This window comes from Mycobacterium sp. MOTT36Y, assembly GCF_000262165.1.
Lineage (GTDB): Bacteria > Actinomycetota > Actinomycetes > Mycobacteriales > Mycobacteriaceae > Mycobacterium > Mycobacterium intracellulare.
This window is the reverse complement of sequence record NC_017904.1, coordinates 3,859,211-3,885,115: the sequence shown is the minus strand read 5'-3', so window position 1 is coordinate 3,885,115 and position 25,905 is coordinate 3,859,211. Positions and strand designations below refer to the sequence as shown.

The window sequence follows — 25,905 nt, the reverse complement described above, 5'->3', positions numbered from 1 at the left end:
CTGCCGGGCTCTCCGGATCTGGGGCTTCTCGGCCGCTTCGATCGATGGCCGTAGCCGCATTCAGACTGGCTCTTCGGGATAGCTCCCAGGGTGACTCGCAGGCCCCAACGGGTGCTGCGGACCCTCTCCAGGTTGCGCGTGACGACGCGAAACAGCCGAATAAGAGAGGCCGTACGGACGTCCATGTCTGTCGCTGAAATTGAAGAGGGCGTGTTCGAGGCGACCGCCACCATCGACAACGGGAGCTTCGGCACCCGCACCATCCGTTTCGAGACCGGCCGGCTGGCCCAGCAGGCCGCCGGCGCCGTGGTCGCGTACCTGGATGACGAAAACATGCTGTTGTCGGCGACCACCGCCAGCAAGAGCCCCAAGGAGCACTTCGACTTCTTCCCGCTGACCGTCGACGTGGAGGAGCGGATGTACGCCGCCGGTCGCATCCCCGGCTCGTTCTTCCGTCGCGAGGGCCGTCCCTCCACCGACGCGATCCTGACCTGCCGGCTCATCGACCGCCCGCTGCGCCCGTCGTTCGTCAGCGGGCTGCGCAACGAGATCCAGGTCGTGGTCACGGTCATGAGCCTGGACCCCAACGACCTGTACGACGTGCTGGCGATCAACGCCGCGTCGGCCTCCACCCAGCTGAGCGGGCTGCCGTTCTCGGGTCCGATCGGGGGCGTGCGGGTCGCGCTCATCGACGGCCAGTGGGTGGCGTTCCCGACCGTCGAGCAGCTCGAGCGGGCGGTGTTCGACATGGTGGTGGCCGGCCGCAAGGTGGACGGGGACGTCGCGATCATGATGGTCGAGGCCGAGGCCACCGAGAACGTCATCGAGCTCGTCGAGGGCGGCGCCCAGGCGCCGACGGAAACCGTTGTGGCCGAAGGGCTCGAGGCCGCCAAGCCGTTCATCGCCACCCTGTGCACCGCGCAGGAGGAGCTGGCCGGGGCGGCCGCCAAGCCGGTCGGCGAGTTCCCGACGTTCCCGGACTACGCCGAAGACGTCTACTACTCGGTCGCCTCGGTGGCCACCGACGAGCTGGCCAAGGCGCTGACCATCGGCGGCAAGGCCGAGCGCGACGCGCGCACCGACGAGCTGAAAGCCGAGGTGCTCGCGCGGCTCACTGGGGACTCTGGGACCTACGAGGGCCGCGAGAAAGAGGTCAGCGCCGCGTTCCGCTCGCTGACCAAGAAGCTGGTGCGCCAGCGCATCCTCACCGATCACTTCCGCATCGACGGCCGCGGCATCACCGACATCCGCGCGCTCTCGGCCGAGGTCGCCGTGGTGCCCCGCGCGCACGGCAGCGCGCTGTTCCAGCGCGGTGAGACCCAGATCCTGGGCGTGACCACGCTCGACATGGTCAAGATGGCCCAGCAGATCGACTCGCTGGGGCCCGAGACCTCCAAGCGCTACATGCACCACTACAACTTCCCGCCGTTCTCCACCGGCGAGACGGGCCGGGTGGGTTCGCCCAAGCGGCGCGAGATCGGGCACGGCGCGCTCGCCGAGCGGGCCCTGATCCCGGTGCTGCCCGGCGTCGAGGATTTCCCGTACGCCATCCGCCAGGTCTCCGAGGCGCTGGGCTCCAACGGCTCGACGTCGATGGGGTCGGTCTGTGCGTCCACCCTGTCGCTGCTGAACGCCGGTGTGCCGCTGAAGGCGCCGGTGGCCGGCATCGCGATGGGCCTGGTCTCCGACGACGTCGAGATCGACGGCCGCACCGAGCGCCGGTTCGTCACGCTGACCGACATCCTGGGCGCCGAGGACGCGTTCGGCGACATGGACTTCAAGTGCGCCGGCACCAAGGACTTCGTCACCGCGCTGCAGCTGGACACCAAGCTCGACGGCATCCCGTCGCAGGTCCTGGCGGGCGCCCTGGGCCAGGCCAAAGACGCGCGCCTGACGATCCTCGAGGTCATGGCCGAGGCCATCGACGCGCCCGACGAGATGAGCCCCTATGCCCCGCGGGTCACCACCATCAAGGTTCCGGTGGACAAGATCGGTGAGGTCATCGGCCCCAAGGGCAAGGTCATCAACGGCATCACCGAGGAGACCGGCGCGCAGATCTCCATCGAGGACGACGGCACCGTGTTCGTCGGCGCCACCGACGGGCCCTCGGCGCAGGCCGCGATCGACCGGATCAACGCCATCGCCAACCCGCAGCTGCCGACGGTCGGCGAACGTTTCCTCGGAACCGTGGTCAAGACAACGGATTTCGGCGCGTTCGTCTCGCTGCTGCCCGGTCGCGACGGCCTGGTGCACATCTCCAAGCTCGGCAAGGGCAAGCGCATCGCGAAGGTCGAGGACGTGGTGAACGTCGGCGACAAGCTGCGCGTCGAAATCGCCGACATCGACAAGCGCGGCAAGATTTCGCTGGTGCTGGTGGAGGACGACAACTCGGCGCCCGCCGATGCCCCGGCGGCCGCCCCTGCCGATGCCGCGAGCTGATTCGGGAAAGCGAGCAGCTGACCCCGGGCTGCGGCGGGGTAACCACACGGCCGCGGCGGACCCGCACGCCGCACTGCGGCGCACGACGCTGCCGGGCGGCTTGCGGGTGGTCACCGAATACCTGCCCGCGGTGCGTTCCGCCTCCGTCGGAGTGTGGGTCGGGGTCGGCTCGCGCGACGAGGGTGCCACCGTCGCCGGCGCGGCCCACTTCCTCGAGCACCTGCTGTTCAAGTCGACCCCCAGCCGCACCGCGGTGGACATCGCCCAGGCGATGGATGCCGTCGGGGGAGAGCTGAACGCGTTCACCGCCAAGGAGCACACCTGCTACTACGCGCACGTGCTCGACAGCGACCTGGCGCTGGCAATCGACCTGGTCGCCGACGTGGTGCTCAACGGCCGCTGCGCCGCCGAGGACGTCGAACTGGAACGCGACGTGGTCCTCGAGGAGATCGCGATGCGCGACGACGACCCCGAGGACGCGCTCGGCGACATGTTCTTGGGCGCGCTGTTCGGTGACCACCCGGTGGGCCGCCCCGTCATCGGCACCGCGCGGTCGGTGACGTCGATGACGCGTAGCCAGCTGCACTCGTTTCACGTCCGGCGCTACACGCCCGAACGCATGGTGGTGGCGGTGGCCGGCAACGTCGACCACGACGAGGTCGTCGCGCTGGTGCGCGAGCACTTCGGCCCGCACCTGGTCCGCGGGCGCGCACCCATCGCGCCGCGCAAGGGCGCCGGGCGGGTCAACGGCCGGCCCGGGCTGGCGCTGGGCCACCGGGACGCCGAGCAGACCCACGTGTCGCTGGGGGTGCGCACGCCCGGCCGCGGCTGGCAGCACCGGTGGGCGCTGTCTGTGCTCAACACCGCCCTGGGCGGGGGCCTGAGTTCTCGGCTGTTCCAAGAGGTCCGGGAGCTGCGCGGGCTGGCCTACTCGGTGTACTCGACGGTCGACATCTTCGCCGACAGCGGCGCGCTGTCCGTGTACGCGGCCTGCCAGCCCGAACGTTTCGCCGAGGTCATGGAGGTGACCGGTGCGGTCCTCGACGCCGTGGCGCGCGACGGCATCACCGAGGCGGAGTGCCGGATCGCCAAGGGCTCGCTGCGCGGCGGCCTGGTGCTCGGCCTGGAGGACTCGGGCTCGCGGATGAGCCGGCTGGGCCGCAGCGAGCTCAACTACGGCAAGCACCGCAGCATCGAGCACACCCTGCGGCAGATCGACCAGGTGACCGTCGATGAGGTCAACGCCGTCGCCCGCCGGCTGCTCGGGCAGCGCTACGGCGCCGCGGTTCTCGGCCCCTATGCCGCCAAACGGTCACTGCCCCAACAACTTCGGGCGATGGTAGGCTAGCTCGAATGTCCGCCTCCTCACCCGCGCCCCCTCGGCGCTCGCCGTCGGCGGACTAGCCGAATGGTACTGGGCTTTTGGGACATCGCGGTGCCCATCGTGGGTGCCCCGATGGCCGGCGGCCCCGGGACTCCCGCGTTGGCCGCGGCGGTGTCCAACGCCGGTGGGCTCGGTTTCGTCCCCGGCGGGTACCTCACCGCCGAGCGGTTCGCCGACGACATCGCCGCCGCGCGCAAGGCCACCACCGGCCCGCTGGGCGTGAATCTGTTTGTGCCCCAGCCCAGTGTGGCCGACTGGGTGGCCCTGGACTACTACGCGGCCGAACTCGAAGAGATCGCCGATCACTACCAGGTGGAGGTCGGTCACCCGCATTACGGCGACGACGACGGGTGGGAGCAGAAGCTCGAGGTGGTCGCCGACGTCCGGCCCGAGCTGGTGTTGTTCACGTTCGGCGTCCCGCCGCCCGACGTGATCCGGCGCCTCGGCGCGCTGGGCCTGCTGGTGATGGTCACGGTGACGTCGGCGTACGAGGCCGGGGTGGCCGTCGCCGCCGGCGCCGACAGCCTGGTGGTCCAGGGCCCCGCCGCGGGCGGGCACCGCGGCACGTTCGCGCCCGACATGGAACCCGCCAACGAGTCGCTGCACCAGCTCATCGACCGCATCCGCAACACCCATGACATCCCGATCATCGCCGCCGGCGGGCTGGGCACCGCCGACGAGATCGGCGCCGCCCTGCGCCGGGGAGCGGTGGCCGCACAGGTCGGCACCGCGCTCCTGCTCGCCGACGAGGCCGGCACCAACCCCGCCCACCGCACCGCCCTGAAGAACCCGCTGTTCGCGACCACCGTTGTGACACGGGCCTTCTCGGGCCGCTACGCGCGCGGGCTGGAAAACGACTTCACCCGCATGCTCGACCACGTGGCGCCGCTGGGCTACCCCGAGGTCAACCAGATGACATCGCCCATCCGGGAAGCCGCCGCCGCCCTCGAGGACCCGAACGGGATACCGCTGTGGGCCGGGGCGGCCTTCAAGCACGCCAGCGCCGGCCCCGCGGCCGACATCATCGCCGGACTCGTGGCCACCGATTAGCCGATTAGCCGATTAGCCGATTAGCCGATTAGCCCAGCACGCCGGCGGGGTCGGTGCACGGCAGCCCGAGATCGGCGGCCACCTGCCCGGACAGCAGCGCGCCGTCGTGCGTCGAAAGGCCTTTGGCCAGAGCATGATCCGATCGGCACGCCGCCCGCCAGCCGCGCTCGGCGAGCGCGAGCACATACGGCATGGTCGCGTTCGTCAGCGCCACCGTCGACGTCTTGGGCACCGCGCTGGGCATGTTGGCCACGCAGTAGAACAGCGTGTCGTGCACGGCGAAGGTCGGGTCGTCGTGCGTGGTCGGCCGCGAGTCCTCGAAGCAGCCACCCTGGTCGATCGAGATGTCGACCAGCACCGCGCCCGGCTTCATCTGCGCGACAAGGGAATTCGAGACCAGGCTGGGGGCCTTGGCGCCGGGGCGCAGCACGGCGCCGATGACCAGGTCGGCGCGCTTGACGGTGCCCTCCAAGTCGTAGGCCGACGAGTACCGGGTGCGGACCTGCCCGCCGAACTCGGCGTCGAGCAACCGCAGCTTGTTGATGTTGACGTCGAGCACCGACACCATCGCCCCCATGCCGTTCGCGACGCGGGCCGCGTTGTAGCCAGCGGTACCCGCCCCGATCACCACGACGTCGGCCGGCTTGACGCCCGGCACGCCGCCCATCAGCACGCCGCGCCCGCCGTGGGTGCGCATCAGGTGATACGCCCCCACCTGAGCGGACAGCCGGCCGGCCACCTCGCTCATCGGCGCCAGCAATGGCAGTGTGCCGTCGGCGGTTTGGACCGTCTCATATGCGATCGACGTCGTTCCGGACGCCAGCAAGGCCTCGGTGCACGCGCGCGAGGCGGCCAGATGCAGATAGGTGAACAGAATCTGGTTGCGCCGCAACAGCTCATACTCGGCCGGCACGGGTTCTTTGACCTTGAGCAGCAGGTCGGCGTCGCCCCAAACCTGTTCGGCCGTATCGGCGAGTTGCGCGCCCGCCGCCTTGAACTCGGAGTCGGCGATCGACGATCCCTCGCCGGCGCCGGTCTGGACGAGCACGTCGTGTCCGCGGCGGACCAACTCGGCGACACCGGCGGGGGTGATGGCCACGCGAAACTCGTTCGTCTTGGTCTCGGTCGGTACGCCGACTCGCATGATCGCCCCTCGTTCGCGCAGTCACTTTCGATTGTGAAGAAACTTCACAGGGCCCGCAATCGATATGCATCGCATCGCCCGCTGGCTATGATCGGCGGATGACCGCCCCGTGCGTTTCGGCCACCGTGCAGATCGACGCCCGCCCCGACGTGGTGTACCGGCTCATCACCCACCTGCCCACCCTGGCTTCGCTGGCCGAGGAGGCGGTGGCGATGCAGTGGCGCAAGGGTGACGCGGTCGCCCCGGGCGCGGTTTTCGCGGGCCACAACGAGAACCGCGGCCGACGCTGGAGCACCAGATGCACCGTCACCGACGCCGAACCGGGCCGCCGCTTCGCCTTCGACGTGCGCTACACCATTCTTCCCGTCGCCCGCTGGCAGTACGACATCGTCGCCGCGGACGGCGGATGCGAGGTCACCGAGAGCACCTGGGACCGCCGGCCCGGGTGGTTCCGCAAGGTCGCCGGCAAGGCCACCGGCGTCAGCGATCGGGTGGCCGCCAACACCGAGCACATCCGGCTTACCCTGCAGCGCCTCAAGCAGCGCGCCGAAACCGAGTAGCCGAAGAGCCGCGGGAGTTCCGATGACGCGACGCGATCCCGCCGTAGCGGTCGTCGGAGCGGGCATGTCCGGGCTGTGCGTCGCAATTGCGTTGCTGCGCAACGGCATTACCGATGTGACAATCTTCGAGAAGGCTGACGAGGTGGGCGGCACCTGGCGCGACAACACCTACCCGGGCCTGACCTGCGACATACCGTCCCGGGTCTACCAGTACACGTTCGCCACCAACCCGCACTGGTCGCACATGTTCTCGCCGGGCGGTGAAATCCAGGACTACTTCCGGAAAATCGCGGACCGGTTCGGCCTGCGGGACCGCATCCGGTTCGGCACCGAAATCACCGACGCCCGTTTCGAGAACGGGTGCTGGTCCCTGCGCACCGCCGCCGGAGAACAGTGCGCGGCGGACTTTTTGATCACGGCCACCGGCGTGTTGCACCATCCCCGGATGCCGTCGATCGCCGGCCTGGACGACTTCGGCGGCCACGTCTTTCACTCGGCGCGCTGGGACCATTCCGTCGAGCTGGCCGGCCGGCGGATCGCGATCGTCGGCAACGGGTCCACGGGCGTGCAACTCGTCTGCGGCCTGGCCGGCGTGGCGGGCAGGGTCGTGCTGTTCCAGCGCACGGCGCAGTGGGTGCTCAAGCTGCCCAACCCCCGCTACACCCGGTTGGCCGGCATCACCCGCGACAGGTTTCCGTGGCTGGACCGGATGGCGTACCGCGGCTACAGCACGGTGTTCGACCTCTTCGCGGTGGGGCTGACCAAGCCCGGCGTGCGCCGAAAGATCATGGGGGCGCTGTGCCGCGCCAGCCTCCGCGAGGTCCGCGACCCCGAACTGCGCCGGGCGCTGACCCCCGACTACACGCCGATGTGCAAACGGCTGGTGATGTCGGGCGGCTTCTACCGCGCGATGCAGCGCGACGACGTCGACCTGGTCACCGCCGGCATCGACCACGTGGAGCGGCGCGGCATCGTGACCGACGACGGCGTCCTGCACGACGTCGACATCATCGTGCTCGCCACCGGCTTCGACACCCACGCGTTCTTCAGGCCGATGCGGCTGATCGGCCGCGACGGCATCGCCGCCGACGACGTGTGGCGCGACGGGCCGCGGGCCTATCAGACCGTCGCGATGCCGGGCTTCCCCAACTTCTTCATGATGCTGGGGCCGCACAGCCCGGTCGGCAACCTGGCGCTCACGACCGTCGCCGAATCGCAGGCCGATCACATCCTGGGGTGGATCCAGCGTTGGCGCCGAGGGGAATTCGACACCGTCGAACCGACACGCTCGGCGACCGACAGCTTCAACGCCCGGCTGCGGGCCGCGATGCCGAACACCGTGTGGACCACCGGCTGTGACAGCTGGTATCTCAACAAGGACGGCGTGCCCGAGGTGTGGCCGTTCACCCCGGCCGCGCACCGCGCCATGCTGGCCAACACCGATCCGGGATCCTACGACCTGCGCCCGGTCGCGCCCTAGACACCGGCCGGACAAAACCCGGTACCGACGGTTCCGCATACTTGGTTGCGCAACTATACTGGCAGCGCGCGGCGTCGGAAACGCCGAGGTAGGGGGCAATAATGCTGACCGTTGACGACCAGGCGGCGGGTCCGCACGACGCGTCGCTCGACCACGAACGGCTCGTCCTCGAGGCGCGCGACGTGCACTTCGATTGGGCGGCACTGCCGTTCCATTACGTGCCCGGCGAGCCGTTCTCCACCCACGTCCTCAACGTCCTGCACCTGCTGCTGCCCGCGGGCGAGGAGTTCTTCGTCGACGTGTTCAAGAAGACCCTGCCGCTGATCAAAGACGATCAACTGCGGCTCGACGTCCAGGGATTCATCGGGCAGGAGGCGGTGCACTCCCAGGCGCACGCCGGCGTGCTCGCCCACTTCGCCGCGCGGGGCATCGACCTGACCCCGTATACCGGCCAGATCAAGTGGCTGTTCGACAAGCTGCTCGGACCGCGGCCCCACTGGAGCGAGCGCCGCCGGCACAGCTGGCTGCTCGAGCAGGTGTCCGTGGTCTCCGCCATCGAGCACTACACCGCCATCCTGGGCGAGTGGATCCTGAATTCGCCGGCCCACGACGCGATCGGCACCGATCCGGTGATGCTGGACATGCTGCGCTGGCACGGCGCCGAGGAAGTCGAACACAAGGCGGTGGCCTTCGACACCATGAAGCATCTGCGGGCCGGCTACTGGCGGCAGGTCCGCGCCCAGCTGGTGGTGTCGCCCGCCATGCTGCTGTTGTGGATTCGCGGCGTGCGGTTCCTGTACTCGCTGGATCCCCACCTTCCGCCGGGCACCAAGCCGCGCTGGCGGGACTACTTCGCCGCCGCGCGCCGCGGATTGGTGCCCGGGCCACTGCGATTCGTGCGTGCGATCGGGAACTACTACCGCCCGGGCTTCCACCCCTCGCAGCTCGGCGGGCTGGGACTGGCCGTGGACTACCTGGCCGTCTCACCGGCCGCGCGGGCCTCGCACTGACCGATGAGCACCACGTCGAGCATCACCGCCAGCGACGGCGTCACGCTGGCCGTGCACCGCTACACCGACATCGACCCGGCGCGCCCGACCATCCTGGCGATCCACGGCTTTCCGGACAACCACCACGTGTGGGACGGCGTCGCCGGCGAGCTGGCCGGCCGACCCTACAATTTCGTCGCCTACGACGTGCGCGGGGCCGGTGAATCATCGTCTCCCGCAGAGTCTTCCGGGTACCGGTTCGCGCAGCTCGTCTCCGACATCGAGGCGGTCATCGACAGCCTGGGCGTCGAGCGGGTCCACCTACTGGGCCACGACTGGGGCTCGATCCAGGCCTGGGCGGCGGTCACCGACGACTCGGTGATGCCCAAGGTCGCCTCGTTCACATCGATCTCGGGCCCGCACCTGCAATACGCGGGGGCGTTTCTGCGGTCCGCACGCACGCCACGGGCCGTGGCCCAGGTCGCCAGGCAGCTGATCTCCTCGGGCTACATCGGCTTCTTCTTGTGCCCGGGGGTACCCGAGCTGTCGTTTCGCTCGCACATCGGCGTGAAAGTCATTGAGGCCCTTGAGCGCATCGGCCGCTCCAGCACCCGCAGCCAGCGCCACGACACCAGGCGGTCGGTCACCGACTATGTCAACGGGCTCAACCTGTACCGGCAGAACATGCCCGCGCCCATGCTGGCGCCAGGCCCGCAACTCCCCGAGACCTCCGTCGCGGTCCAGACGTTGGTTCCGCGGCGGGACGTCTTCGTCACCCCCGCGCTGCAGCGCTTCACCGGCGCAATTCCTCAGGGCGCCAGGGTGATCGCGATCGAGGGCGGGCACTGGGTGGTGACCTCGCGCCCCGACGTCGTCGCCCGGCTGACCGCCGAGTGGGTCGACCGGACCGTCGCCGGTGCGCCCCCGGCGGTCGAGTCGCGCGGCGAACGGGGCGAGGTGCGCGGCAAGCTCGCCCTGGTCACCGGCGCGGGTGCCGGGATCGGCAGGGCCACCGCGGTGGAGCTGGCCCGGCGCGGCGCCCGCAAGATCGTGCTGGCCGACCGCGATCGGGCCGCCGCCGACGAGACCGCCGACGCGGTCCGCGCCGCGTGCGCCGAGCCCGCGGTCTACCAGGTCGACGTCAGCGACGAGGCCGCGATGAATGACCTTGCCACACAGGTGCGTAACGAGCACGGGGTGGTCGACATCCTGGTGAACAACGCCGGCATCGGGATGGCGGGCCGCTTCCTGGAGACCAGCTCGGCGAATTGGGAAAACATCATGGGGGTCAACGTCGGCGGCGTCATCTCCGGCAGCCGGGCGTTCGGTGCGCAGATGGTCGAGCGCGGCGAGGGCGGAACGATCATCAACGTGGCCTCGGCCGCGGCCTTCCTGCCGTCGAAGTCGATGGTCGCCTACAGCACCACCAAGGCGGCGGTGCTGGCGCTCAGCGAATCGCTGCGCGCCGACTTCGCCGACGAGGGCATCCGCGTCACCGCGGTGTGCCCGGGCTTCGTCAACACCAACATCGCCAAGAGCACCATCTACGCCGGGATGAGCGCCGAGCAGCAGGAGCGGGCGCGGGGCAAGGCCGACGCCGCCTACCGGCGGCGCAACTTCACCCCCGAGGCGACCGCCAAGGCGATCGTGAAGGCCGTCAAGACCGGACCGGCGGTGCTGCCGATCGCCGCCGAATCCAGGATCGGCTACGCGATGCGACGCATCAGCCCGGGGGCGGTTCGGCTGTTCGCGCGGTTGGACATTCGGCAGACGTAGGGGGAGCGGTGCCGGAAAGCATTTGGGCCAGCAGGCCCGCCGACCTGTACGGCCGGCGCGCCCACGACCGCTTCGGGTCGTTGCTGTGGGGTGTGCGGGCGGTGTTCGAGGGGTTCGCCTCGGTGTCGCGGTGGGAGCCTTCGCGGGTGAAGCCGGTGCAGCGCACGCTGACCGCGGTCGTGACCCAACGCGAGCTCGTCGCGCCCGATGTCGTCGCGCTGACGTTGGCCGACCCCGACGGTGGGCTGCTTCCCTCCTGGACGCCCGGCGGGCACATCGACGTCCTGTTGCCCTCCGGCCGGCGCCGGCAGTACTCGCTGTGCGGTCCGCCCGGGCGGCGCACCGACTACCGCATCGCGGTGCGCCGCATCGCCGGCGGCGGCGGCGGATCCATCGAGATGCACGAGGCTTTCGGCGCGGGCGACACGTGCGAATTCGAAGGCCCGCGCAACGCGTTCTATCTCGGCACCGCCGAACGCGACGTCTTGTTCGTCATCGGCGGCATCGGCGTGACCCCCATCCTGCCGATGATCCGCGCGGCCGCGCAGCGCGGGATCGATTGGCGCGCAATCTATACCGGGCGCAGCCGCGAATACATGCCGCTGCTCGACGAGGTGATATCGGTGGACCCGGACCGGGTGACGGTGTGGGCCGACGACGAACACGGCCGCTTCCCGAGCGTGGCGGAACTGCTGGCCGGGGCCGGCCCGGCGACCGCCGTCTACGTGTGCGGGCCGAGCGCCATGCTCGAGGCCGTGCGGACCGCCCGCGATCAATATGCCGGCGCGCCACTGCATTACGAGCGGTTCAGCCCGGCGCCGGTTGTCGACGGGGTTCCGTTCGAACTCGAGCTCGCGCGCTCCCGGCGGGTGCTCGCGGTGCCCGCCAACCGCACGGCGCTGGACGTCATGCTGGACCGCGACCCGACGACGCCCTACTCGTGCCGGCAGGGGTTCTGCGGCACGTGCCGGGTCAAAGTGCTTGCCGGACAAGTGGATCACCGCGGGCGTGCCTCGCCCGGCGACGACGGCATGCTGGTGTGCGTGTCGCGGGCCGACGGCGGGCGCGTCGTCATCGACGCCTGAGCCGGTTACGGCCGGGACGGCTCCAGGTAGGCGGCCAGCGCGTTGGTCAGGCCCCGGCGCGCCATGTCCAGGTCGGCGTAGGAGCCCAGCTGGCGCTCGGACACCAGGCCACGCATCGCGCCGGGGATCAGGGCGGCCACCTCGCGGACCCGGTCGGGGTCGACGGCCAGACCGGCGAAGGCCTGCTGGCAGGTCTCCAGCCAGCTCTTGCCCCAGGAGAACAGCTCGGCGGCCGTGCGCGGATAGAGGCGTTCGAGCTCGTCGGGATCGCGGGGCAACGCCGCGCGCAGGTTCTCGATCGCGCGCGAATCGGCCGATGCCAGGCCGGTGTAGAGGGTGTCGATGATGGCGCCGACGCGTTCGCGCAGCGGGGCGTCCGGCGATATCGGGGCCGACAGCGTCGAGAACGTCGCGGCGCGGCGCTCGGCGGTGCGGTGCAGCACCGCGGCCCAGAACCCGTCGGTGTCGCCGAACTGGTACTGCACCGCGCCCCAGGTGGCGCCGATGTCCTTGGCGATGCGGTTGGCCGACACCGAGCCCGGCTCGCCGGAGGCCAGCGAGCGCAGCGCGGCCTCGAGCATGCTTTCGCGAGTCGCATGGCCCCGCCGGTTCGGGCGCCGGCCCGCGATCCCGGCTCCGCTGGTCTGACGGGTCATTGGGCGATCCTATCCACTCGGCGGGGAGGGCGGCGATGTTTTCATAGAGGGTACTTTGATTTTCTCGGGCCGCGGCTTATATTCGTACCCGAGGGAGGGCAGCTCATATGGCAGGGTTCGATGGCTAAGCCGCCGTTGCCGATGAAGCCGACCGGTTGGTTCCAGGTCGCCTGGTCCGACGAGATCGGCGTCGGCGACGTGCACAAGATGAAGTACTTCGACTCCGAGATGGTCGCCTGGCGCGCGGAATCGGGTCAGCTCACCGTGATGAACGCCTACTGCGAGCACCTCGGGGCGCACCTGGGGTACGGCGGCACCGTCGTCGGCGAGGTGCTGCAGTGCCCGTTCCACGGCTGGCAGTGGAGCGCCGACGGGCGCAACGTCTGCATCCCGTACCAGGACCGCCCCAACCGCGGCCGGCGCATGCGCACCTACCCCGTGGTCGAACGCAACGCGTCGGTCTACATCTGGCACGACGTCGAGCGCCGCGAACCGTACTTCGAGCCGCCGGATGTGTTCGCCGCCTTCGACGACGGCAGCAGCGCCGACGAGTACTACCCGCAGCAGCGGCTGTACCGCGAAACCCTGGAAATGCACCCGCAGTACGTGCTGGAAAACGGGGTGGACTTCGCGCACTTCAAGTTCGTGCACAAGACCCCGATCGTGCCGGTGTTCACCCGTCACGACTTCGCCGAGCCGGTGTCGTACGTCGATTTCACCATCACCTTCGAGGGCGACGACGGCCAGAAGATCGAGGACGTCAACAGCGGCGTGCAGGCCATCAACGGCGGCCTGGGCATCGCGGTGACCAAGAGCTGGGGGATGATCGACAACCGCACCATCTCCGCGATCACCCCGGTGGACGAGCGCACCTCCGACGTCCGGTTCATGGTCTACATCGGCCGCGCGCCGGGCGGCGATTCGGAACGCGCCGAACGCAAGGCGGCCGAATTCGGCCAGGAAGTGATCCGCCAGTTCACCCAGGACATCGAAATCTGGCAGCACCAACGGTATTCGGATCCACCCGCACTGGCCCCCGACGAGTACGAGGGATTCACGGCAATTCGCCAGTGGGCCAAGCAGTTCTATCCCGAGGCGTTCGTATCGCAGGAAGGCTTAGCGCAATGAGCACAGCACCGATCCGCGTCTTTCAGGTCGGAAGCGGCAACGTCGGCTCGGAGATGATCAGGCGGATCGCGACCCAGCCCGATCTCGAACTCATTGGCGTGCATGCCTATTCGCCGGAGAAGGTCGGCACGGACACCGGGGAGTTCGCCGGCATGGGGGCCAACGGGGTGAAGTTCACCGGCACCATCGAGGAGATCATCGCCGCCAAGCCGGACGTGCTGACCTTCCACGGCGTGTTCCCCGACGAGGACCTCTACTTACACGTGCTCGAGGCGGGCATCGATATCGTCACCACCGCGGACTGGATCACCGGCTGGCACCGGGACACCAATCACCCGCACCCGTCGGGCAAACCGGTGAGCAAGCTGCTGGCCGAGGCCTGTGAGGAGGGCGGTGCCACGTTCTACGGCACCGGAATGAACCCGGGGCTCAATCAGATTCTGGGCGTGGTGTGTTCGGCCGACGTCGCCGACATCGAGAACATCACCACCATCGAGTCCGTCGACGTGTCGTGCCACCACTCCAAGGACACCTGGATCGAGGTGGGCTACGGCCAGCCCGTCGACGACCCCGACATCCCGTCGAAGCTCGAGAAATACACCCGCGTCTTCGCCGACAGCGTGTACATGATGGCCGACTGCTTCGACCTGACACTCGACGAGGTCACGTTCAGCTACGAGCTGGGCGCCTGCACCAAGGACGTCGACCTGGGCTGGTACACGCTGCCCAAGGGTTCGCTGGGCGGCAACTACATCCGCTACCAGGGCATGGTCGACGGCGTGCCGCGGGTCGAGACGCACCTGGAATGGCAGATGACCCCGCACACCGACCCCAGCTGGAACATCAAGGGCTGCTACATCACCCAGATCAAGGGTGATCCGTGCATTTACAACAAGCACATGATCTTTCCCAAGCCCGGCGTGGACCTGTCCAACCCGGACAGCTTCGCCTCGATCGGCATGACCGTGACCGGCATGCCCGCCCTCGCCGCGATCAAGTCGGTGATCGCGGCGCCGCCGGGGCTCATCACCAGCGCCGACCTGCCGCTGCGCGGCTTCGCCGGGCGGTTCAAGAAGTAGGCCGGGTCACGGCCCGGCGCGGTCGCCGATGCCGCGCTCGGGGTGGTGATAGTCGTTGGTGCGGACCCCGCGGTCCAGCCGCGGCGGCGGGATCCACTCGGTGTCCCCGCGGGCATTCTTCCGTGTCCGCCAGCCCTTTTCGACCAGCCGGTGGTGCGGCCCGCACGCGAAGGTGAGGTTATCGGCGTCGGTCGCGCCCCCGGCCGCCCACTCTTTGAGGTGATGCGCCTCGCACCAATAGCCGGGCGCGTCGCAGCCGGGGTGGGTGCAGCCGCGGTCCTGCGCGTACAGGACGACGCGCTGGTCCGGTGAGGCGATGCGCCGCGACCGGCCGAGATACAATGGGCGGCTTGAGTGTTCGTCGAACACGGCAAGATAGTGGTACGCGTGGCGGCCCATCCGGATCACGTCGCGCATCGGCAGCAGCGTCCCGCCACCGGTCACGGCCCGCCCGGTGCCCGACGTCAACTCCCGCAGCGTGGTCGCCACGATCACGGCCACCGGCAAGCCGTTGTGCTGGCCGAGTTTCGGATCGCCCAGCTGACCGCGCACCAGGGCGTTGAGCGCGTCGTGCTGGCGCTGGGCATGGCTGCGCAGGTCTCGCCGCACGCGCTCGTCATCGGGTTCGCCTGCAACGCAAGGTGTTTCATCGTCCGGGTTGCACATTCCGGGCGCCGCGAAGTGGGACATCCACGCATCGAGATTGGCGCGCAGCTCCGGGGATGCGACCAGTTTTCCGACGCTCATCCCGTCGGGGCTCTGACCGCACCAGGTGAAGCCGCGCTGACGCGCGCGGTCGGCGTCGGAGAATTTGCCGTCGGGATTGATCGACAGCGCGTAGCGGTGCGCAAGCTTCTGCAGCTGATCGGGCCGTACCTTCGCGGCCTCATTCGCCAGGAATCGCTCGGCGGTTTCGACCTTGGCCACGGGTGTGGACGCCGGAAGGTCGCGGACAAACGACTGAATCACCCGCAGGTGCTGGCCGTCGAGCAGGCCGTCGCGCCACGCCACCGCGGTCGCGGGGAGCTCGGGCGGCAACTCCTGGCCGGTGAGGGTCAGCCGCGGCGACAGCCGGGTTGCGTCGTGCAGCCGCCGGCTCGCCTCGCCGCAGCCGATCCGCAGCCAGTCGGCGATCACCTTGTGCACCGGGCCGCCGAGGGCGGCGGGATCCTCCCTCGCCAGGCCGGCGATCACGTCGTGGCTCACCGCGATCTGGCGCCGGCGCGAGGCCTCCATCCGCTCGAGCGCGCGCAGCCGCACGGCGGGGTCCAACCGGTCGAAGTTCAGCCCGCGGATCGCCGCGGCGGCGGCGTCGAGCGCGTCCAGGGCGGCGGACACCTCAGGCGGCACTTCGATCGAATGCATGTTCGAATTTTATCGGCGGCCACCGGCCCGGCGAAACGCACCATGCGGCATCTGTGGATAGACGGCGAACTGTGGACAACGTGGCCCGGTCTAGGGTGAAGACCATGCGAGTGGGAGTGCTGGGAGCCAAGGGAAAAGTCGGATCGACGATGGTGGCCGCCGTGCAGGCCGCCGAGGATCTGACGCTGTCCGCCGAGGTGGATGCCGGTGACCCGCTGAGCCTGCTGACCGACGGCGGCACCGAGGCCGTCATCGACTTCACCCACCCCGACGTGGTGATGGGCAACCTGGAGTTCCTCATCGGCAACGGGATTCACGCCGTCGTCGGCACCACCGGCTTCACCGCCGAGCGTCTCCAGCAGGTGCGGGCCTGGCTCGCCGAGAACCCGAAAACCTCGGTGCTGATCGCGCCGAACTTCGCCATCGGGGCGGTGCTGTCGATGCACTTCGCCAGGCAGGCGGCGCCCTTCTTCGACTCGGCCGAGGTGATCGAGCTGCATCACCCGCACAAGGCCGACGCACCGTCGGGCACCGCCACGCGCACCGCCAAACTGATCGCCGAGTCACGAAAAGGCTTGCCGCCCAACCCCGACGCCACGAGCACCAGCCTGCCGGGCGCGCGGGGCGCCGACGTGGACGGGATCCCGGTGCACTCGGTGCGCCTGGCCGGGCTGGTCGCGCACCAGGAGATCCTGTTCGGCACGGAGGGGGAGACGCTGAGCATCCGCCACGACAGCCTCGACCGGACATCGTTCGTGCCGGGCGTGCTGCTGGCGGTGCGGCGCATCACCGAACACCCCGGACTGACGGTGGGCCTGGAGCCCCTGCTCAACCTGCAATGACCAAAGCGCTGCGCACCCAACTGCTCGTCGCCTTCATGTGCGTCGCGCTGTTGGTGTACTTCGCGCTGCTGGGGCGGGTGGCCGTCGCCATGATCGCCTCCGGGCGGGCCGCCGCCGTCGGCCTCGGGCTGGCGGTGTTGGTCATGCCCGTCATCGGCCTGTGGGCGATGGTCGCGACCCTGCGCGCGGGGTTCGCGCATCACCGGCTCGCGCGCCTGATCGCCGCCGACGGAATGGAACTGGACACCAGCGACCTGCCGCGCCGGCCGTCGGGCCGCATCCAGCGCGACGCGGCCGACGCGCTGTTCGCCACGGTGCGCACCGAAGTGGAAGACCATCCCGACGACTGGCGGCGCTGGTACCGGCTGGCCCGCGCCTACGACTACGCCGGGGATCGACGCCGCGCCCGCGAAGCCATGAAGACGGCCCTGAACCTGCAGGGCGACCATGAGTAAGACGCTGCTGATCGTGCACCACACGCCGTCGCCGCACACGCACGAGATGTTCGAGGCGGTCGTCTCCGGCGCGACCGACCCCGAGATCGAGGGCGTGGAGGTGCTGCGCCGCCCGGCGCTGACGGTGTCGCCGGCCGAGATGCTGGCCGCCGACGGCTACCTGCTGGGCACCCCGGCCAATCTCGGCTACATCTCGGGCGCCCTCAAGCACGCGTTCGACTGCTCCTACTACCAGCTGCTCGACTCCACCCGCGGGCGACCGTTCGGGCTGTACCTGCACGGCAACGAGGGCACCGAAGGCGCCGAGCGCGCGGTCGACACCATCACGACCGGGCTGGGTTGGTCCAAAGCCGCTGAGACGGTGGTGGTTTCGGGCAAGCCCGGCAAGGAGCAGCTGCAGGCGTGCTGGGAACTCGGAGCGACGGTCGCCGCCCAGTTGATGGATTACGCGTAGGTCGGCTTGAACGCGTCGGCCGGTTGGGCCAGGGCCAGCGCCGAGCTGGTGCCGAGCGGGCCGTGCCGGTCGAACAGGGTGGCCGCCCCGGTGGCGACCCCGGCCGTGCCGTAATGGCTCTGGGCGGCGAGCCCGAGGAATTCGCCGTCGGGCAACCTGCTCGCGGTGACGGTGTAGTCGGCGTTGATATAGCGCAATCCGCCGGTGCCCCAATGGGTGAGCGAACTCGTGATGTCACCGACGAACGCCAGGCGGGTGAACGGGGTCAGCGGGTGGCCCTGCACCATCGGCCGAAAGATCCTGGCCCACGCGAACTTCTGCGAGTCGGACTGCTCCCACTCGCCGGCGGCGATGCCCGGGCTGCCGTCGCGGGTGGCCCCATACCCCCAGATGAGGAACGGCATTCCCGACGAGAAGCCGTCGGAGGATGTCGGCAGCGGCGGCATCTCGACCGGGAAGGACCACACCCGGCCGTCCGGATGATCGCCGCGACGCAAAAACAGCGCGCTGGCCCGCGCCACGACCGTGCCGTTCTGCACCAGCTCGCCGTCGACCAGCTTGATGCGCCGACCCTCCCGCAGGACCGATGTCCGGATCTGCACCGGCGACATCAGCGCCGGGCGCAACAGGTCGACCGTGAACCGGGCGGGCTGCAGGTCCGGATCGACGCCGGATTGCTCTATGCCCCAACCCAACAGGCCGCCCACGATCTGGCCGCCCATGGCCGCGCCCCATGGCCCTTGCGTCATCGCGCCCGGAACATAGGAGTCGCCGTCTACAGTGAAAAACGCCTCGGGCATGATGGCGGAATCGTTCGTCACCGCTATCACGATAGGACACCGGATAGTTAAGGACCGGGTATGCCTCCAGTGATCGAAATCGCGCGCGACCACAACCCGTTCCCGACGGTCGGCGTGTCCCGCGGCCGCGACGGCGTCCCGCGCTACGACGAGCTGCCCGCCACCCTGCTGGACATGCTCGCCGAACACGTCGACACACGTCCGGGCAGCGAGGCGGTGGTCGAGCTGGGCGGCGGCCGGCTGACGTACCGACAGCTCTGGGACCGCTCCGCGCGGGTGGCCGGTGGGCTGCGCGCGGAAGGCATCAAGCCGGGCGACCGGGTCGCGGTGCGGTACCCCGCGGGGATCGACTGGGTGCTCGCGTTCTGGGGCGTCGTGATGGCCGGCGGCATTGCGGTGGCGGTCAATACGCGCTCCGCTCAACCGGAGGTCGACTTCGTCCTGTCCGACTCGGGTGCGGGGCTCGATCTGGCGCCGGATTCCCCGCTGCCCGACGGGCCGCCGTACGTCAGCGAGCACCTCGGCCGCGCCGACGTGGCCGCCCTGTTCTACACGTCGGGCACCACCGGCCACCCCAAAGGGGTGCCGACCACGCACGAGGCGTTCCTGACCAACACCGAGAATTCGCTGCGGTGTTCGGGGTTCGCACGGGACGTCGGTGAGCGCTTGCGCACCCTCATCTCGGTGCCGCTGTTCCATGTGACCGGCTGCAATACCCAGCTTTTGGTCGCGATGCGGCTCGGGGGCACCTCGGTGATCATGCCTACCCTCAACCTTGACGAGTTGATCACCGTGCTGACCACCGAGCGCATCTCGCTGATGGTGACCGTCCCGGCGGTCTACGCGCTGTTGTTGCGGCACAAGGCCTTTGCCGGCACAGACGTTTCCGGTGTGCGCTGGGTGGGCTACGGCGGCGCGCCGATCGCCCCGTCGTTGGTGCGCGCGGTTCAAAATGCCTTTCCGCAAGCCACGGTGTTCAATGGGTACGGCATGACCGAGACCGCGTCGCTGGCGACGGTGCTGCCCCATCACGACGCCGTCGAGCACGCCGATTCGGTGGGATATGCCGTGCCCTCGGTGGATCTCGGCGTGATCCCGTTCGACGAGGACGAGCCGGGTGTGGGGGAGTTGGTCATCCGCGGAGCCAATGTGACCGGCGGCTACTGGAATCGGCCGGAGGCGAACGCAGCCACCTTCACCGACGGCTGGCTGCACACCGGCGACGTGGTGCGCGTCGACGACGCGGGCAGGGTGCACCTCATCGACCGGCTCAAGGACATCATCAACCGCGGGGGCGAGAACGTCTCCAGCGTCGAGGTCGAGGCCGTGCTGCTGGGGGCGCCCCACGTCGCGGACGCCTGCGTGCTCGGGGTCGCCGACGACGTCATGGGGGAGAAGGTGGGGGCCGTGCTGTTCGGCGGTGACGACGACATCGACGTGCCGGCCGTGCTGGAGCACTGCCGCGGCCGGCTCGCCGATTTCAAAGTGCCGCAATACGTCACGGTGGTCGATACCGCGCTGCCGCGCAACGCCGGCGGCAAGCTGCTCAAGGCCAGGCTCCGCGAACAGGTGCGGTGGGGGGAGCCGCTGCGATGAGCGCGAGCCTGTTGGTCGCCAACCGCGGCGAGATCGCACTGCGAATCATCCGCACCGCAACCGAACTGGGCATGCGGACGATCGCCGTCTACGCCGGCGACGACGCGCAGAGCCCGCACGTGCACGCGGCCGACGAGGCGATCGGGTTGCCCGGCAGCGGCCCGCGGGCCTACCTGGACCAGTCCGCCGTGTTGGCGGGGGCGAAGAGCTCCGGCGCGGACCTCATCCACCCCGGATACGGATTCCTCAGCGAGAACGCCGAATTCGCCGACGCGTGCGCGGCCGGCGGCCTCACGTTCGTCGGCCCCGACCCCGGGGTGCTCGGGTTGCTCGGCCACAAGACCGCGGCCCGCGGCGCCGCGCTGGCCGCCGGGGTGCCGGTGCTGCCCGCGACCGACGGGGCGAGCAGCGTCGGGGACGTCAAGGCGTTCTTCGCGGCGCAGCAGGGCGGCATCATGCTCAAGGCCCTCGCCGGCGGCGGCGGACGGGGAATGCGCAAGGTGCACCGCGCCAATCAGATCGACGACGCCTACCAGCGCTGTGCGGCCGAGGCGCAGCTGGGTTTCGGCGAACCGGCGCTGTACGCCGAGGCGCTGCTCGACGACGCCCGCCACATCGAGGTGCAGGTCGTCGCCGCGCCGGCCGGCCACCAGACGCACGCGCTGGCGGTCGGGGATCGCGACTGCAGCATCCAGCGCCGCTACCAGAAGCTGGTCGAAATAGCCCCCGCCCAAGGGCTTTCGGATGAGCTGCGCCGGGCGCTGCATCAGGCGGCGGTGCGGCTGTGCGCGCGCGTGGGCCTGCGGGGGCTGGCCACGGTCGAATTCCTGGTCACCGGCGAGGATTTCGTCTTCCTCGAAGTCAACCCGCGAATCCAGGTGGAGCACACCGTCACCGAGGAAACCACCGGACTCGACCTGGTGGCCGTCCAGCTGGCGATCGCCGGCGGCGCGTCCTTCTACGGGCTGGGGTTGCCGGCCGGCATCGCGTCCGACGGGCTCGAAGTCATCGGCGAGCCGGCCGCCCAGCGCGGCATCGCGATTCAGCTCAGGGTCAACGCGGAGACGTTCGGGCCCGACTTCTCCGTGCTGGCGTCGGCGGGCACGCTCACGGCGTTCACCCCGCCCAGCGGGCCGGGCGTGCGGGTCGACACCTATGGCCGGCCCGGGCTGGTCGTGAGCCCCCAGTACGACTCGCTGCTGGCCAAGGTCATCGTCCATGTGCGGGGGACGTCGTGGCCGGCGGCGCTACGCAAAGCCGGCACCGCCCTGTCCGAGTTCGGCATCGAGGGCATCCACACAAACATCGGATTCCTCCGCGAGCTGCTGCGCGCGGACCGCGTCGAATCCGGTTGGGTGAGCACCGATTTCGTCGACCAGAAACTTCGCGAGCTGGCCCGCGCCGCGCAATCACACGAGCAAGAACCGCCGCCGGCGGAGGTCGAGCTCTATCCCGACGAGGACGCGCTGCGCGCGCAGCTGGCCGGCACCGTGGTCGAGGTGGCGCCCGAGGGGGCGCAGTACGCCGCCGGAAGCCAACTGGTCGTCCTGGAGGCGATGAAGATGCAGCACGTGCTCGTCGCGCCGGACGCGCTGCGGACCGTCCGGACTCTGGTGACGCCCGGGCAGGTCGTCGGCACCGGCGACCCGCTGCTGATCTTCACCCGCACGGACGCGGGGGACCGCGGAGAATCCGCAAGGGCCGCAACCGATCTCGACCGGCCGCGCGCCGACCTCGACGAGGTGACGCGGCGCCACGCGCTCACCCTGGACGAGGGCCGTGCGGCGGCCGTCGCCAAGCGGCACCAGCAGGGCCGCCGCACCGCGCGGGAGAACATCGCCGATCTGGTCGATCCCGGCAGCTTCGTCGAATACGGCGCGTTGGCCATCGCGGCGCAGCGCAGCCGCCGTTCCGAAGAGGACCTGATCGCCAACACCCCGGCCGACGGCCTGGTGGCCGGCCTGGCGACCATCGGCGCGGAGCGGTTCGGGCGGGCCGCCGCCGAGGCCGTCGTGGTGTCCTACGACTACACCGTGCTGGCCGGCACGCAGGGCATGCGTAACCACGCCAAAACCGATCGCGCCTTCGACCTGGCCGCGCGCAAGCGGCTGCCCGTGGTGCTGTTCGCCGAGGGCGGCGGGGGGCGACCGGGCGACACCGACGTCGGCGGCGCTGCCGGGCTGGACGTGCCGACCTTCCGGATGCTGGCCGGGCTGCGCGGCGAGGTGCCGCTGGTGTCGATCGTGTCCGGCCGATGCTTTGCCGGCAACGCCGCCCTGGCCGGGGTCTGCGACGTGATCATCGCCACGCCGGACGCCAACATCGGGATGGGCGGGCCGGCGATGATCGAGGGCGGCGGGCTGGGCGTGTACCCGCCGGAGGCGATCGGGCCGATCGGTGTGCAGCGCCGCAACGGCGTGGTCGGCCTGGTCGCCCGGGACGAGGCGCACGCCGTGGCGCTGGCCAAGCAGTACCTGTCCTACTTTCAGGGCAGCCTGGGTGAGTGGGAAGCGCCCGACCCCCGGCTGGCCCGGCATGTGGTGCCGCAGAACCGGTTACGCGCCTACGACGTGCACCGGGCGATCGAGTCGATCGTCGACGTCGGATCGGTCCTTCAGCTGCGGGCAGACTACGGCGTGGGCATCGTCACCGCGCTGGTGCGCGTCGAAGGGGTGCCGTACGGGCTGATCGCCAACAGCACCCACCACCTAGGCGGCGCGATCGATGCCGAGGCGGCCGACAAGGCGGGCGACTTCCTGGCCCTGTGCGAATCGTTTGGGCTGCCGGTGATTTCGCTGTGCGATACCCCCGGCTTCATGGTGGGTCCTGACGCGGAGACCCAGGCGGCGGTGCGCCGCTTCGGCCGCATGTTCGTACTCGGCGCGCGGCTGACGGTGCCGCTGGGCATGATCATCTTGCGCAAGGCATACGGGCTCGGCGCGATGGCGATGGCCGGCGGCTCCTTCCGCGCGCCCCAGTTCACCATCGCCTGGCCGACCGGCGAGATCGGCGGCATGGGATTGGAAGGCGCTGTGCGCCTTGGCTACAGCAAGGAGCTGGCCGCGGTCGACGATCCCGCCGAACGGCAGAGTCTCTTCGATCGCCTCGTGGCCGCCGCCTACGAGCACGGCAAAGCGTTGCGGGCGGCCACCACGTTCGAGCTGGACGACGTGATAGACCCGTCAGCCTCCCGGGCCTGGATCACCAGGCTCTCGGGAGGCTGACCGGGTTTGAGCGATTATCCGTGGCCGGAGCCGCAGCCGACGCCGGGCAGGCAGCCGGTGCCGCCGGGCACTCCGCCGGGGCCGGCGAACTGGCCGCCGGAGCCGCAGCCCACACCCGGGACGCAGCCCTGACCACCGGGTCCGCCGCCGGGACCCTCGAACTGGCCTCCCGAGCCGCAGTTCCCGTTGGCGTCGCAGCCGCCACCGCCCGGATCCTGCTTGAAGGTGATGTGGGTCGGCGCTGGTCCGGCTACGGAAACGTCAGCAACGGCCGCGGGCGCGGCAGCGATAGCCGCAGCCACAGCCCCGGCGACAACCAGCGGTTTCATGAGTGTCAATTTCGATAGCATGCGCGTGGCATACCACCTCAACACATGTCCAAAACATCGCGAATAAGATTCGGTGGCAAACGACGGAAGGCCAACGACATGACCTCACAAGATCTGACCGGCCGTACCGCAATCATCACCGGCGCGTCACGTGGAATTGGCCTGTCGATCGCTCAACAGCTCGCGGCAGCGGGCGCCAACGTGGTGCTGACCGCGCGCAAGCAGGAGGCGGCCGACGAGGCCGCCGCGCAGGTCGGCGAGCGGGCCGTCGGCGTCGGGGCGCACGCGGTCGACGAGGAGGCCGCCCGGCGCTGCGTGGACATGACCCTCGAGCGCTTCGGCACCCTCGACATCCTGGTCAACAACGCCGGGACCAACCCCGCGTACGGCGCGCTGATCGACCAGGATCATGCCCGTTTCACCAAGATCTTCGACGTCAACCTGTGGGCTCCGCTGCTGTGGACCTCGCTCGCCGTCAAGTCGTGGATGGGTGAGCACGGCGGATCGATCGTCAACACGGCCTCCATCGGCGGCATGCACCAGTCGCCGGCGATGGGCATGTACAACGCCACCAAGGCGGCGCTGATCCACGTCACCAAGCAACTGGCGCTGGAACTTTCGCCGCGCGTGCGGGTCAACGCGATCTGCCCCGGGGTGGTGCGCACCCGGCTGGCCGAGGCGCTGTGGAAGGACCACGAGGATCCGCTGGCGTCGTCGATCGCGCTCGGGCGCATCGGCGAACCGATCGACGTGGCCGCGGCGGTCGCCTTCCTGGTCTCCGACGCGGCGAGCTGGATCACCGGCGAAACCATGGTCATCGACGGCGGTCTGCTGCTGGGCGCCGCGCAGGGATTCCGGTCCGCCCCCGGCGGCGGTCAATGAACGCCTTCGACGCGGCCGAGCTGGACGCGCGGGTGCAGGCACTGCTCGACGAGCACGATCCGAAGGACGGCGACGCGCGGGAATTCCTTGGCGCGCAATACGATGCGGGACTGGCCTGGGTGCACCTGCCGCGGGGCTTCGGCGGGCTGGATCTGCCGCGCACCGCTCAGGAGCGCGTCGACGCCCGGCTGGCCGCCGCCGGGGCGCCGGTGGGCGGCACCCCCAAGAACTACATCGGCATGGGCATGGCCGCGCCGACCATCGCGGCGTTCGGCACCGACGAACAGAAGCGAAAGTTCTTGCGCCCGTTGTTCACCGGTGAGCAGATCTACTGCCAGCTGTTCAGCGAGCCGGGTGCCGGATCCGACCTCGCCGGGGTGTCGACCCGCGCGGTCCGCGACGGCGACGAGTGGATTGTCAACGGGCAGAAGGTGTGGACGTCGCAGGCGCAGCACGCGCACATGGCCATCCTGGTCGCCCGCACCGATCCGGCCGTGCCCAAACACGCCGGCCTGACCTACTTTCTCTGCGACATGACGCAGCCCGGCGTCGAGATCCGGCCGCTGCGCCAGATCACCGGCGAGGCCGAGTTCAATGAGGTCTTCCTCACCGACGTCCGGGTGCCCGACGCGAACCGGCTGGGCCCGGAGGGTGGGGGCTGGCGGGTCGCGACCACCACGCTGAACAACGAACGGGTCGCCATCGGTTCCCGCGCCGGCGCGCCGCGCGAGGGCGGCCACATCGGCAAGGTCGCCGACGCCTGGCGCGCCGAGCCGGCCCTGCGCGACCCCGCCATGCACGATCAGCTGATGCGGTTGTGGGTGGAGGCGGAGGTCTTCCGGCTCGCCGGTGAACGGCTGCGGCAGCAGGCCGCCACCGGTCAGCCGGGGCCCGAGGGGGCCGGCATGAAGGTGGCGTTCGCCAAGCTGGCGCAAGCGATTTCGGGCTTCGAGATCGAGCTGCACGGCGAATCCGGCCTGTATTACGACGACTGGACCATGCGCCGGCCCGAGACGGTCGACCTGGTCGGCCGCGGGCCCGGCTACCGCTACCTGCGGGCGCGCGGCAACTCAATCGAGGGCGGCACGTCGGAAATCCTGCGCAACACCATCTCCGAGCGGATCCTCGGCCTGCCGGGTGAACACCGCGTCGACAAGGACGCCGCGTGGAAGGACCTGCCCCGATGAG

The 25,905-nt window shown here is 69.9% G+C and carries 22 protein-coding genes; 17 read left to right on the top strand and 5 right to left on the bottom strand.

The features are described 5' to 3' along the window. The first annotated feature begins 183 nt into the window (after window positions 1–183). From W7S_RS17450 to W7S_RS17440, 3 genes are read left to right on the top strand one after another with little or no spacing between them, the layout of a single operon-like run. Complete coding sequence (locus tag W7S_RS17450) at window positions 184–2,439, top strand: polyribonucleotide nucleotidyltransferase (RefSeq protein ID WP_072501383.1); 2,256 nt, start codon at window positions 184–186, stop codon at window positions 2,437–2,439. Then, the gene (locus W7S_RS17445) at window positions 2,426–3,787 is read left to right on the top strand and encodes a pitrilysin family protein (protein ID WP_020823171.1); all 1,362 of its coding nucleotides are present in this window, start codon (window positions 2,426–2,428) and stop codon (window positions 3,785–3,787) included. Before W7S_RS17450 ends, W7S_RS17445 begins: the two co-directional genes overlap by 14 nt. 60 nt (window positions 3,788–3,847) lie before the next feature. After that, on the top strand, window positions 3,848–4,873 hold the full coding sequence (locus tag W7S_RS17440) for a nitronate monooxygenase (protein WP_008258660.1): 1,026 nt from the start codon (window positions 3,848–3,850) through the stop codon (window positions 4,871–4,873). A gap of 28 nt (window positions 4,874–4,901) precedes the next feature. Here W7S_RS17440 and ald read toward each other — a convergent pair whose 3' ends face one another. Continuing rightward, window positions 4,902–6,017, bottom strand: a complete 1,116-nt coding sequence (gene ald, locus W7S_RS17435; RefSeq protein ID WP_008258659.1) for an alanine dehydrogenase — start codon at window positions 6,015–6,017, stop codon at window positions 4,902–4,904. Between the two features lie 98 nt (window positions 6,018–6,115). On the opposite strand from ald, the gene W7S_RS17430 reads away from it, so the two are divergent. From W7S_RS17430 to W7S_RS17410, 5 genes are all read left to right on the top strand, one after another. Next, window positions 6,116–6,577 (top strand): SRPBCC family protein, encoded by a 462-nt coding sequence (locus tag W7S_RS17430; RefSeq protein WP_008258657.1) that lies wholly within the window; start codon window positions 6,116–6,118, stop codon window positions 6,575–6,577. A gap of 22 nt (window positions 6,578–6,599) precedes the next feature. Beyond that, window positions 6,600–8,057, top strand: a complete 1,458-nt coding sequence (locus W7S_RS17425) for an NAD(P)/FAD-dependent oxidoreductase (RefSeq protein WP_008258656.1) — start codon at window positions 6,600–6,602, stop codon at window positions 8,055–8,057. 101 nt (window positions 8,058–8,158) lie between these two features. Beyond that, the gene (locus tag W7S_RS17420; RefSeq protein WP_008258655.1) at window positions 8,159–9,067 is read left to right on the top strand and encodes a metal-dependent hydrolase; all 909 of its coding nucleotides are present in this window, start codon (window positions 8,159–8,161) and stop codon (window positions 9,065–9,067) included. 3 nt (window positions 9,068–9,070) lie between these two features. Next, entirely contained in the window at window positions 9,071–10,822 is a 1,752-nt protein-coding gene (locus tag W7S_RS17415; RefSeq protein WP_008258654.1) for an SDR family oxidoreductase, read from the top strand. A gap of 8 nt (window positions 10,823–10,830) precedes the next feature. Continuing rightward, window positions 10,831–11,907 (top strand): PDR/VanB family oxidoreductase, encoded by a 1,077-nt coding sequence (locus W7S_RS17410; RefSeq protein ID WP_036429076.1) that lies wholly within the window; start codon window positions 10,831–10,833, stop codon window positions 11,905–11,907. 5 nt (window positions 11,908–11,912) lie between these two features. Here W7S_RS17410 and W7S_RS17405 read toward each other — a convergent pair whose 3' ends face one another. Next, window positions 11,913–12,488 (bottom strand): hypothetical protein, encoded by a 576-nt coding sequence (locus W7S_RS17405; RefSeq protein ID WP_009952948.1) that lies wholly within the window; start codon window positions 12,486–12,488, stop codon window positions 11,913–11,915. A gap of 195 nt (window positions 12,489–12,683) precedes the next feature. Here W7S_RS17405 and W7S_RS17400 point away from each other — a divergent pair, with 195 nt between their 5' ends. Both W7S_RS17400 and W7S_RS17395 read left to right on the top strand, forming a co-directional pair. Next, window positions 12,684–13,691, top strand: a complete 1,008-nt coding sequence (locus tag W7S_RS17400) for a Rieske 2Fe-2S domain-containing protein (RefSeq protein WP_014712050.1) — start codon at window positions 12,684–12,686, stop codon at window positions 13,689–13,691. Continuing rightward, entirely contained in the window at window positions 13,688–14,770 is a 1,083-nt protein-coding gene (locus tag W7S_RS17395) for a dihydrodipicolinate reductase (RefSeq protein ID WP_014712049.1), read from the top strand. Before W7S_RS17400 ends, W7S_RS17395 begins: the two co-directional genes overlap by 4 nt. Window positions 14,771–14,776: 6 nt before the next feature. On the opposite strand, the gene W7S_RS17390 is transcribed toward W7S_RS17395, so the two are convergent. After that, entirely contained in the window at window positions 14,777–16,135 is a 1,359-nt protein-coding gene (locus W7S_RS17390; RefSeq protein WP_008258637.1) for an HNH endonuclease signature motif containing protein, read from the bottom strand. 104 nt (window positions 16,136–16,239) lie between these two features. Here W7S_RS17390 and dapB point away from each other — a divergent pair, with 104 nt between their 5' ends. Genes dapB through W7S_RS17375 form a run of 3 tightly spaced genes read left to right on the top strand, consistent with a single transcriptional unit; the run spans window position 16,240 to window position 17,886 of the window. Then, on the top strand, window positions 16,240–16,977 hold the full coding sequence (gene dapB / locus W7S_RS17385; RefSeq protein WP_008258635.1) for a 4-hydroxy-tetrahydrodipicolinate reductase: 738 nt from the start codon (window positions 16,240–16,242) through the stop codon (window positions 16,975–16,977). Continuing rightward, window positions 16,974–17,432, top strand: coding sequence for a hypothetical protein (locus tag W7S_RS17380; RefSeq protein ID WP_008258634.1), 459 nt, complete (start codon window positions 16,974–16,976; stop codon window positions 17,430–17,432). The genes dapB and W7S_RS17380 overlap by 4 nt, the downstream gene beginning before the upstream one ends. Continuing rightward, window positions 17,425–17,886, top strand: a complete 462-nt coding sequence (locus W7S_RS17375; RefSeq protein ID WP_008258632.1) for a flavodoxin family protein — start codon at window positions 17,425–17,427, stop codon at window positions 17,884–17,886. The genes W7S_RS17380 and W7S_RS17375 overlap by 8 nt, the downstream gene beginning before the upstream one ends. Here W7S_RS17375 and W7S_RS17370 read toward each other — a convergent pair. Then, complete coding sequence (locus tag W7S_RS17370) at window positions 17,877–18,686, bottom strand: thioesterase family protein (RefSeq protein WP_036429303.1); 810 nt, start codon at window positions 18,684–18,686, stop codon at window positions 17,877–17,879. The two genes, W7S_RS17375 and W7S_RS17370, sit on opposite strands and share 10 nt — an antisense overlap. Window positions 18,687–18,746: 60 nt before the next feature. Here W7S_RS17370 and W7S_RS17365 point away from each other — a divergent pair, with 60 nt between their 5' ends. Together W7S_RS17365 and W7S_RS17360 are read left to right on the top strand one after the other, a co-directional pair. Next, window positions 18,747–20,282 (top strand): class I adenylate-forming enzyme family protein, encoded by a 1,536-nt coding sequence (locus W7S_RS17365; RefSeq protein ID WP_170320575.1) that lies wholly within the window; start codon window positions 18,747–18,749, stop codon window positions 20,280–20,282. Then, window positions 20,279–23,506, top strand: a complete 3,228-nt coding sequence (locus W7S_RS17360; protein ID WP_008258628.1) for a carboxyl transferase domain-containing protein — start codon at window positions 20,279–20,281, stop codon at window positions 23,504–23,506. The genes W7S_RS17365 and W7S_RS17360 overlap by 4 nt, the downstream gene beginning before the upstream one ends. A gap of 14 nt (window positions 23,507–23,520) precedes the next feature. On the opposite strand, the gene W7S_RS26380 is transcribed toward W7S_RS17360, so the two are convergent. Continuing rightward, complete coding sequence (locus W7S_RS26380; RefSeq protein WP_008258627.1) at window positions 23,521–23,835, bottom strand: hypothetical protein; 315 nt, start codon at window positions 23,833–23,835, stop codon at window positions 23,521–23,523. A gap of 99 nt (window positions 23,836–23,934) precedes the next feature. On the opposite strand from W7S_RS26380, the gene W7S_RS17350 reads away from it, so the two are divergent. Then, window positions 23,935–24,717 (top strand): SDR family oxidoreductase, encoded by a 783-nt coding sequence (locus tag W7S_RS17350; RefSeq protein WP_008258626.1) that lies wholly within the window; start codon window positions 23,935–23,937, stop codon window positions 24,715–24,717. After that, window positions 24,714–25,904, top strand: a complete 1,191-nt coding sequence (locus W7S_RS17345; RefSeq protein ID WP_008258625.1) for an acyl-CoA dehydrogenase family protein — start codon at window positions 24,714–24,716, stop codon at window positions 25,902–25,904. Before W7S_RS17350 ends, W7S_RS17345 begins: the two co-directional genes overlap by 4 nt. The last annotated feature ends 1 nt before the right edge of the window (window position 25,905 follow it).

Excerpts from the sequence above, each read along its gene's own strand:
- W7S_RS17350 (WP_008258626.1), top strand. The coding sequence starts at position 23,935 with ATGACCTCACAAGATCTGACCGGCCGTACCGCAATCATCACCGGCGCG.
- W7S_RS17440 (WP_008258660.1), top strand. The coding sequence starts at position 3,848 with ATGGTACTGGGCTTTTGGGACATCGCGGTGCCCATCGTGGGTGCCCCG.
- W7S_RS17380 (WP_008258634.1), top strand. The coding sequence starts at position 16,974 with ATGACCAAAGCGCTGCGCACCCAACTGCTCGTCGCCTTCATGTGCGTC.
- W7S_RS17450 (WP_072501383.1), top strand. The coding sequence starts at position 184 with ATGTCTGTCGCTGAAATTGAAGAGGGCGTGTTCGAGGCGACCGCCACC.
- W7S_RS17395 (WP_014712049.1), top strand. The coding sequence starts at position 13,688 with ATGAGCACAGCACCGATCCGCGTCTTTCAGGTCGGAAGCGGCAACGTC.
- ald (WP_008258659.1), bottom strand. The coding sequence starts at position 6,017 with ATGCGAGTCGGCGTACCGACCGAGACCAAGACGAACGAGTTTCGCGTG.
- W7S_RS17360 (WP_008258628.1), top strand. The coding sequence starts at position 20,279 with ATGAGCGCGAGCCTGTTGGTCGCCAACCGCGGCGAGATCGCACTGCGA.
- W7S_RS17375 (WP_008258632.1), top strand. The coding sequence starts at position 17,425 with ATGAGTAAGACGCTGCTGATCGTGCACCACACGCCGTCGCCGCACACG.
- dapB (WP_008258635.1), top strand. The coding sequence starts at position 16,240 with ATGCGAGTGGGAGTGCTGGGAGCCAAGGGAAAAGTCGGATCGACGATG.
- W7S_RS26380 (WP_008258627.1), bottom strand. The coding sequence starts at position 23,835 with ATGAAACCGCTGGTTGTCGCCGGGGCTGTGGCTGCGGCTATCGCTGCC.
- W7S_RS17430 (WP_008258657.1), top strand. The coding sequence starts at position 6,116 with ATGACCGCCCCGTGCGTTTCGGCCACCGTGCAGATCGACGCCCGCCCC.
- W7S_RS17415 (WP_008258654.1), top strand. The coding sequence starts at position 9,071 with ATGAGCACCACGTCGAGCATCACCGCCAGCGACGGCGTCACGCTGGCC.
- W7S_RS17345 (WP_008258625.1), top strand. The coding sequence starts at position 24,714 with ATGAACGCCTTCGACGCGGCCGAGCTGGACGCGCGGGTGCAGGCACTG.
- W7S_RS17365 (WP_170320575.1), top strand. The coding sequence starts at position 18,747 with ATGCCTCCAGTGATCGAAATCGCGCGCGACCACAACCCGTTCCCGACG.
- W7S_RS17425 (WP_008258656.1), top strand. The coding sequence starts at position 6,600 with ATGACGCGACGCGATCCCGCCGTAGCGGTCGTCGGAGCGGGCATGTCC.
- W7S_RS17400 (WP_014712050.1), top strand. The coding sequence starts at position 12,684 with ATGGCTAAGCCGCCGTTGCCGATGAAGCCGACCGGTTGGTTCCAGGTC.
- W7S_RS17405 (WP_009952948.1), bottom strand. The coding sequence starts at position 12,488 with ATGCTCGAGGCCGCGCTGCGCTCGCTGGCCTCCGGCGAGCCGGGCTCG.
- W7S_RS17420 (WP_008258655.1), top strand. The coding sequence starts at position 8,159 with ATGCTGACCGTTGACGACCAGGCGGCGGGTCCGCACGACGCGTCGCTC.
- W7S_RS17370 (WP_036429303.1), bottom strand. The coding sequence starts at position 18,686 with ATGCCCGAGGCGTTTTTCACTGTAGACGGCGACTCCTATGTTCCGGGC.
- W7S_RS17445 (WP_020823171.1), top strand. The coding sequence starts at position 2,426 with ATGCCGCGAGCTGATTCGGGAAAGCGAGCAGCTGACCCCGGGCTGCGG.
- W7S_RS17390 (WP_008258637.1), bottom strand. The coding sequence starts at position 16,135 with ATGCATTCGATCGAAGTGCCGCCTGAGGTGTCCGCCGCCCTGGACGCG.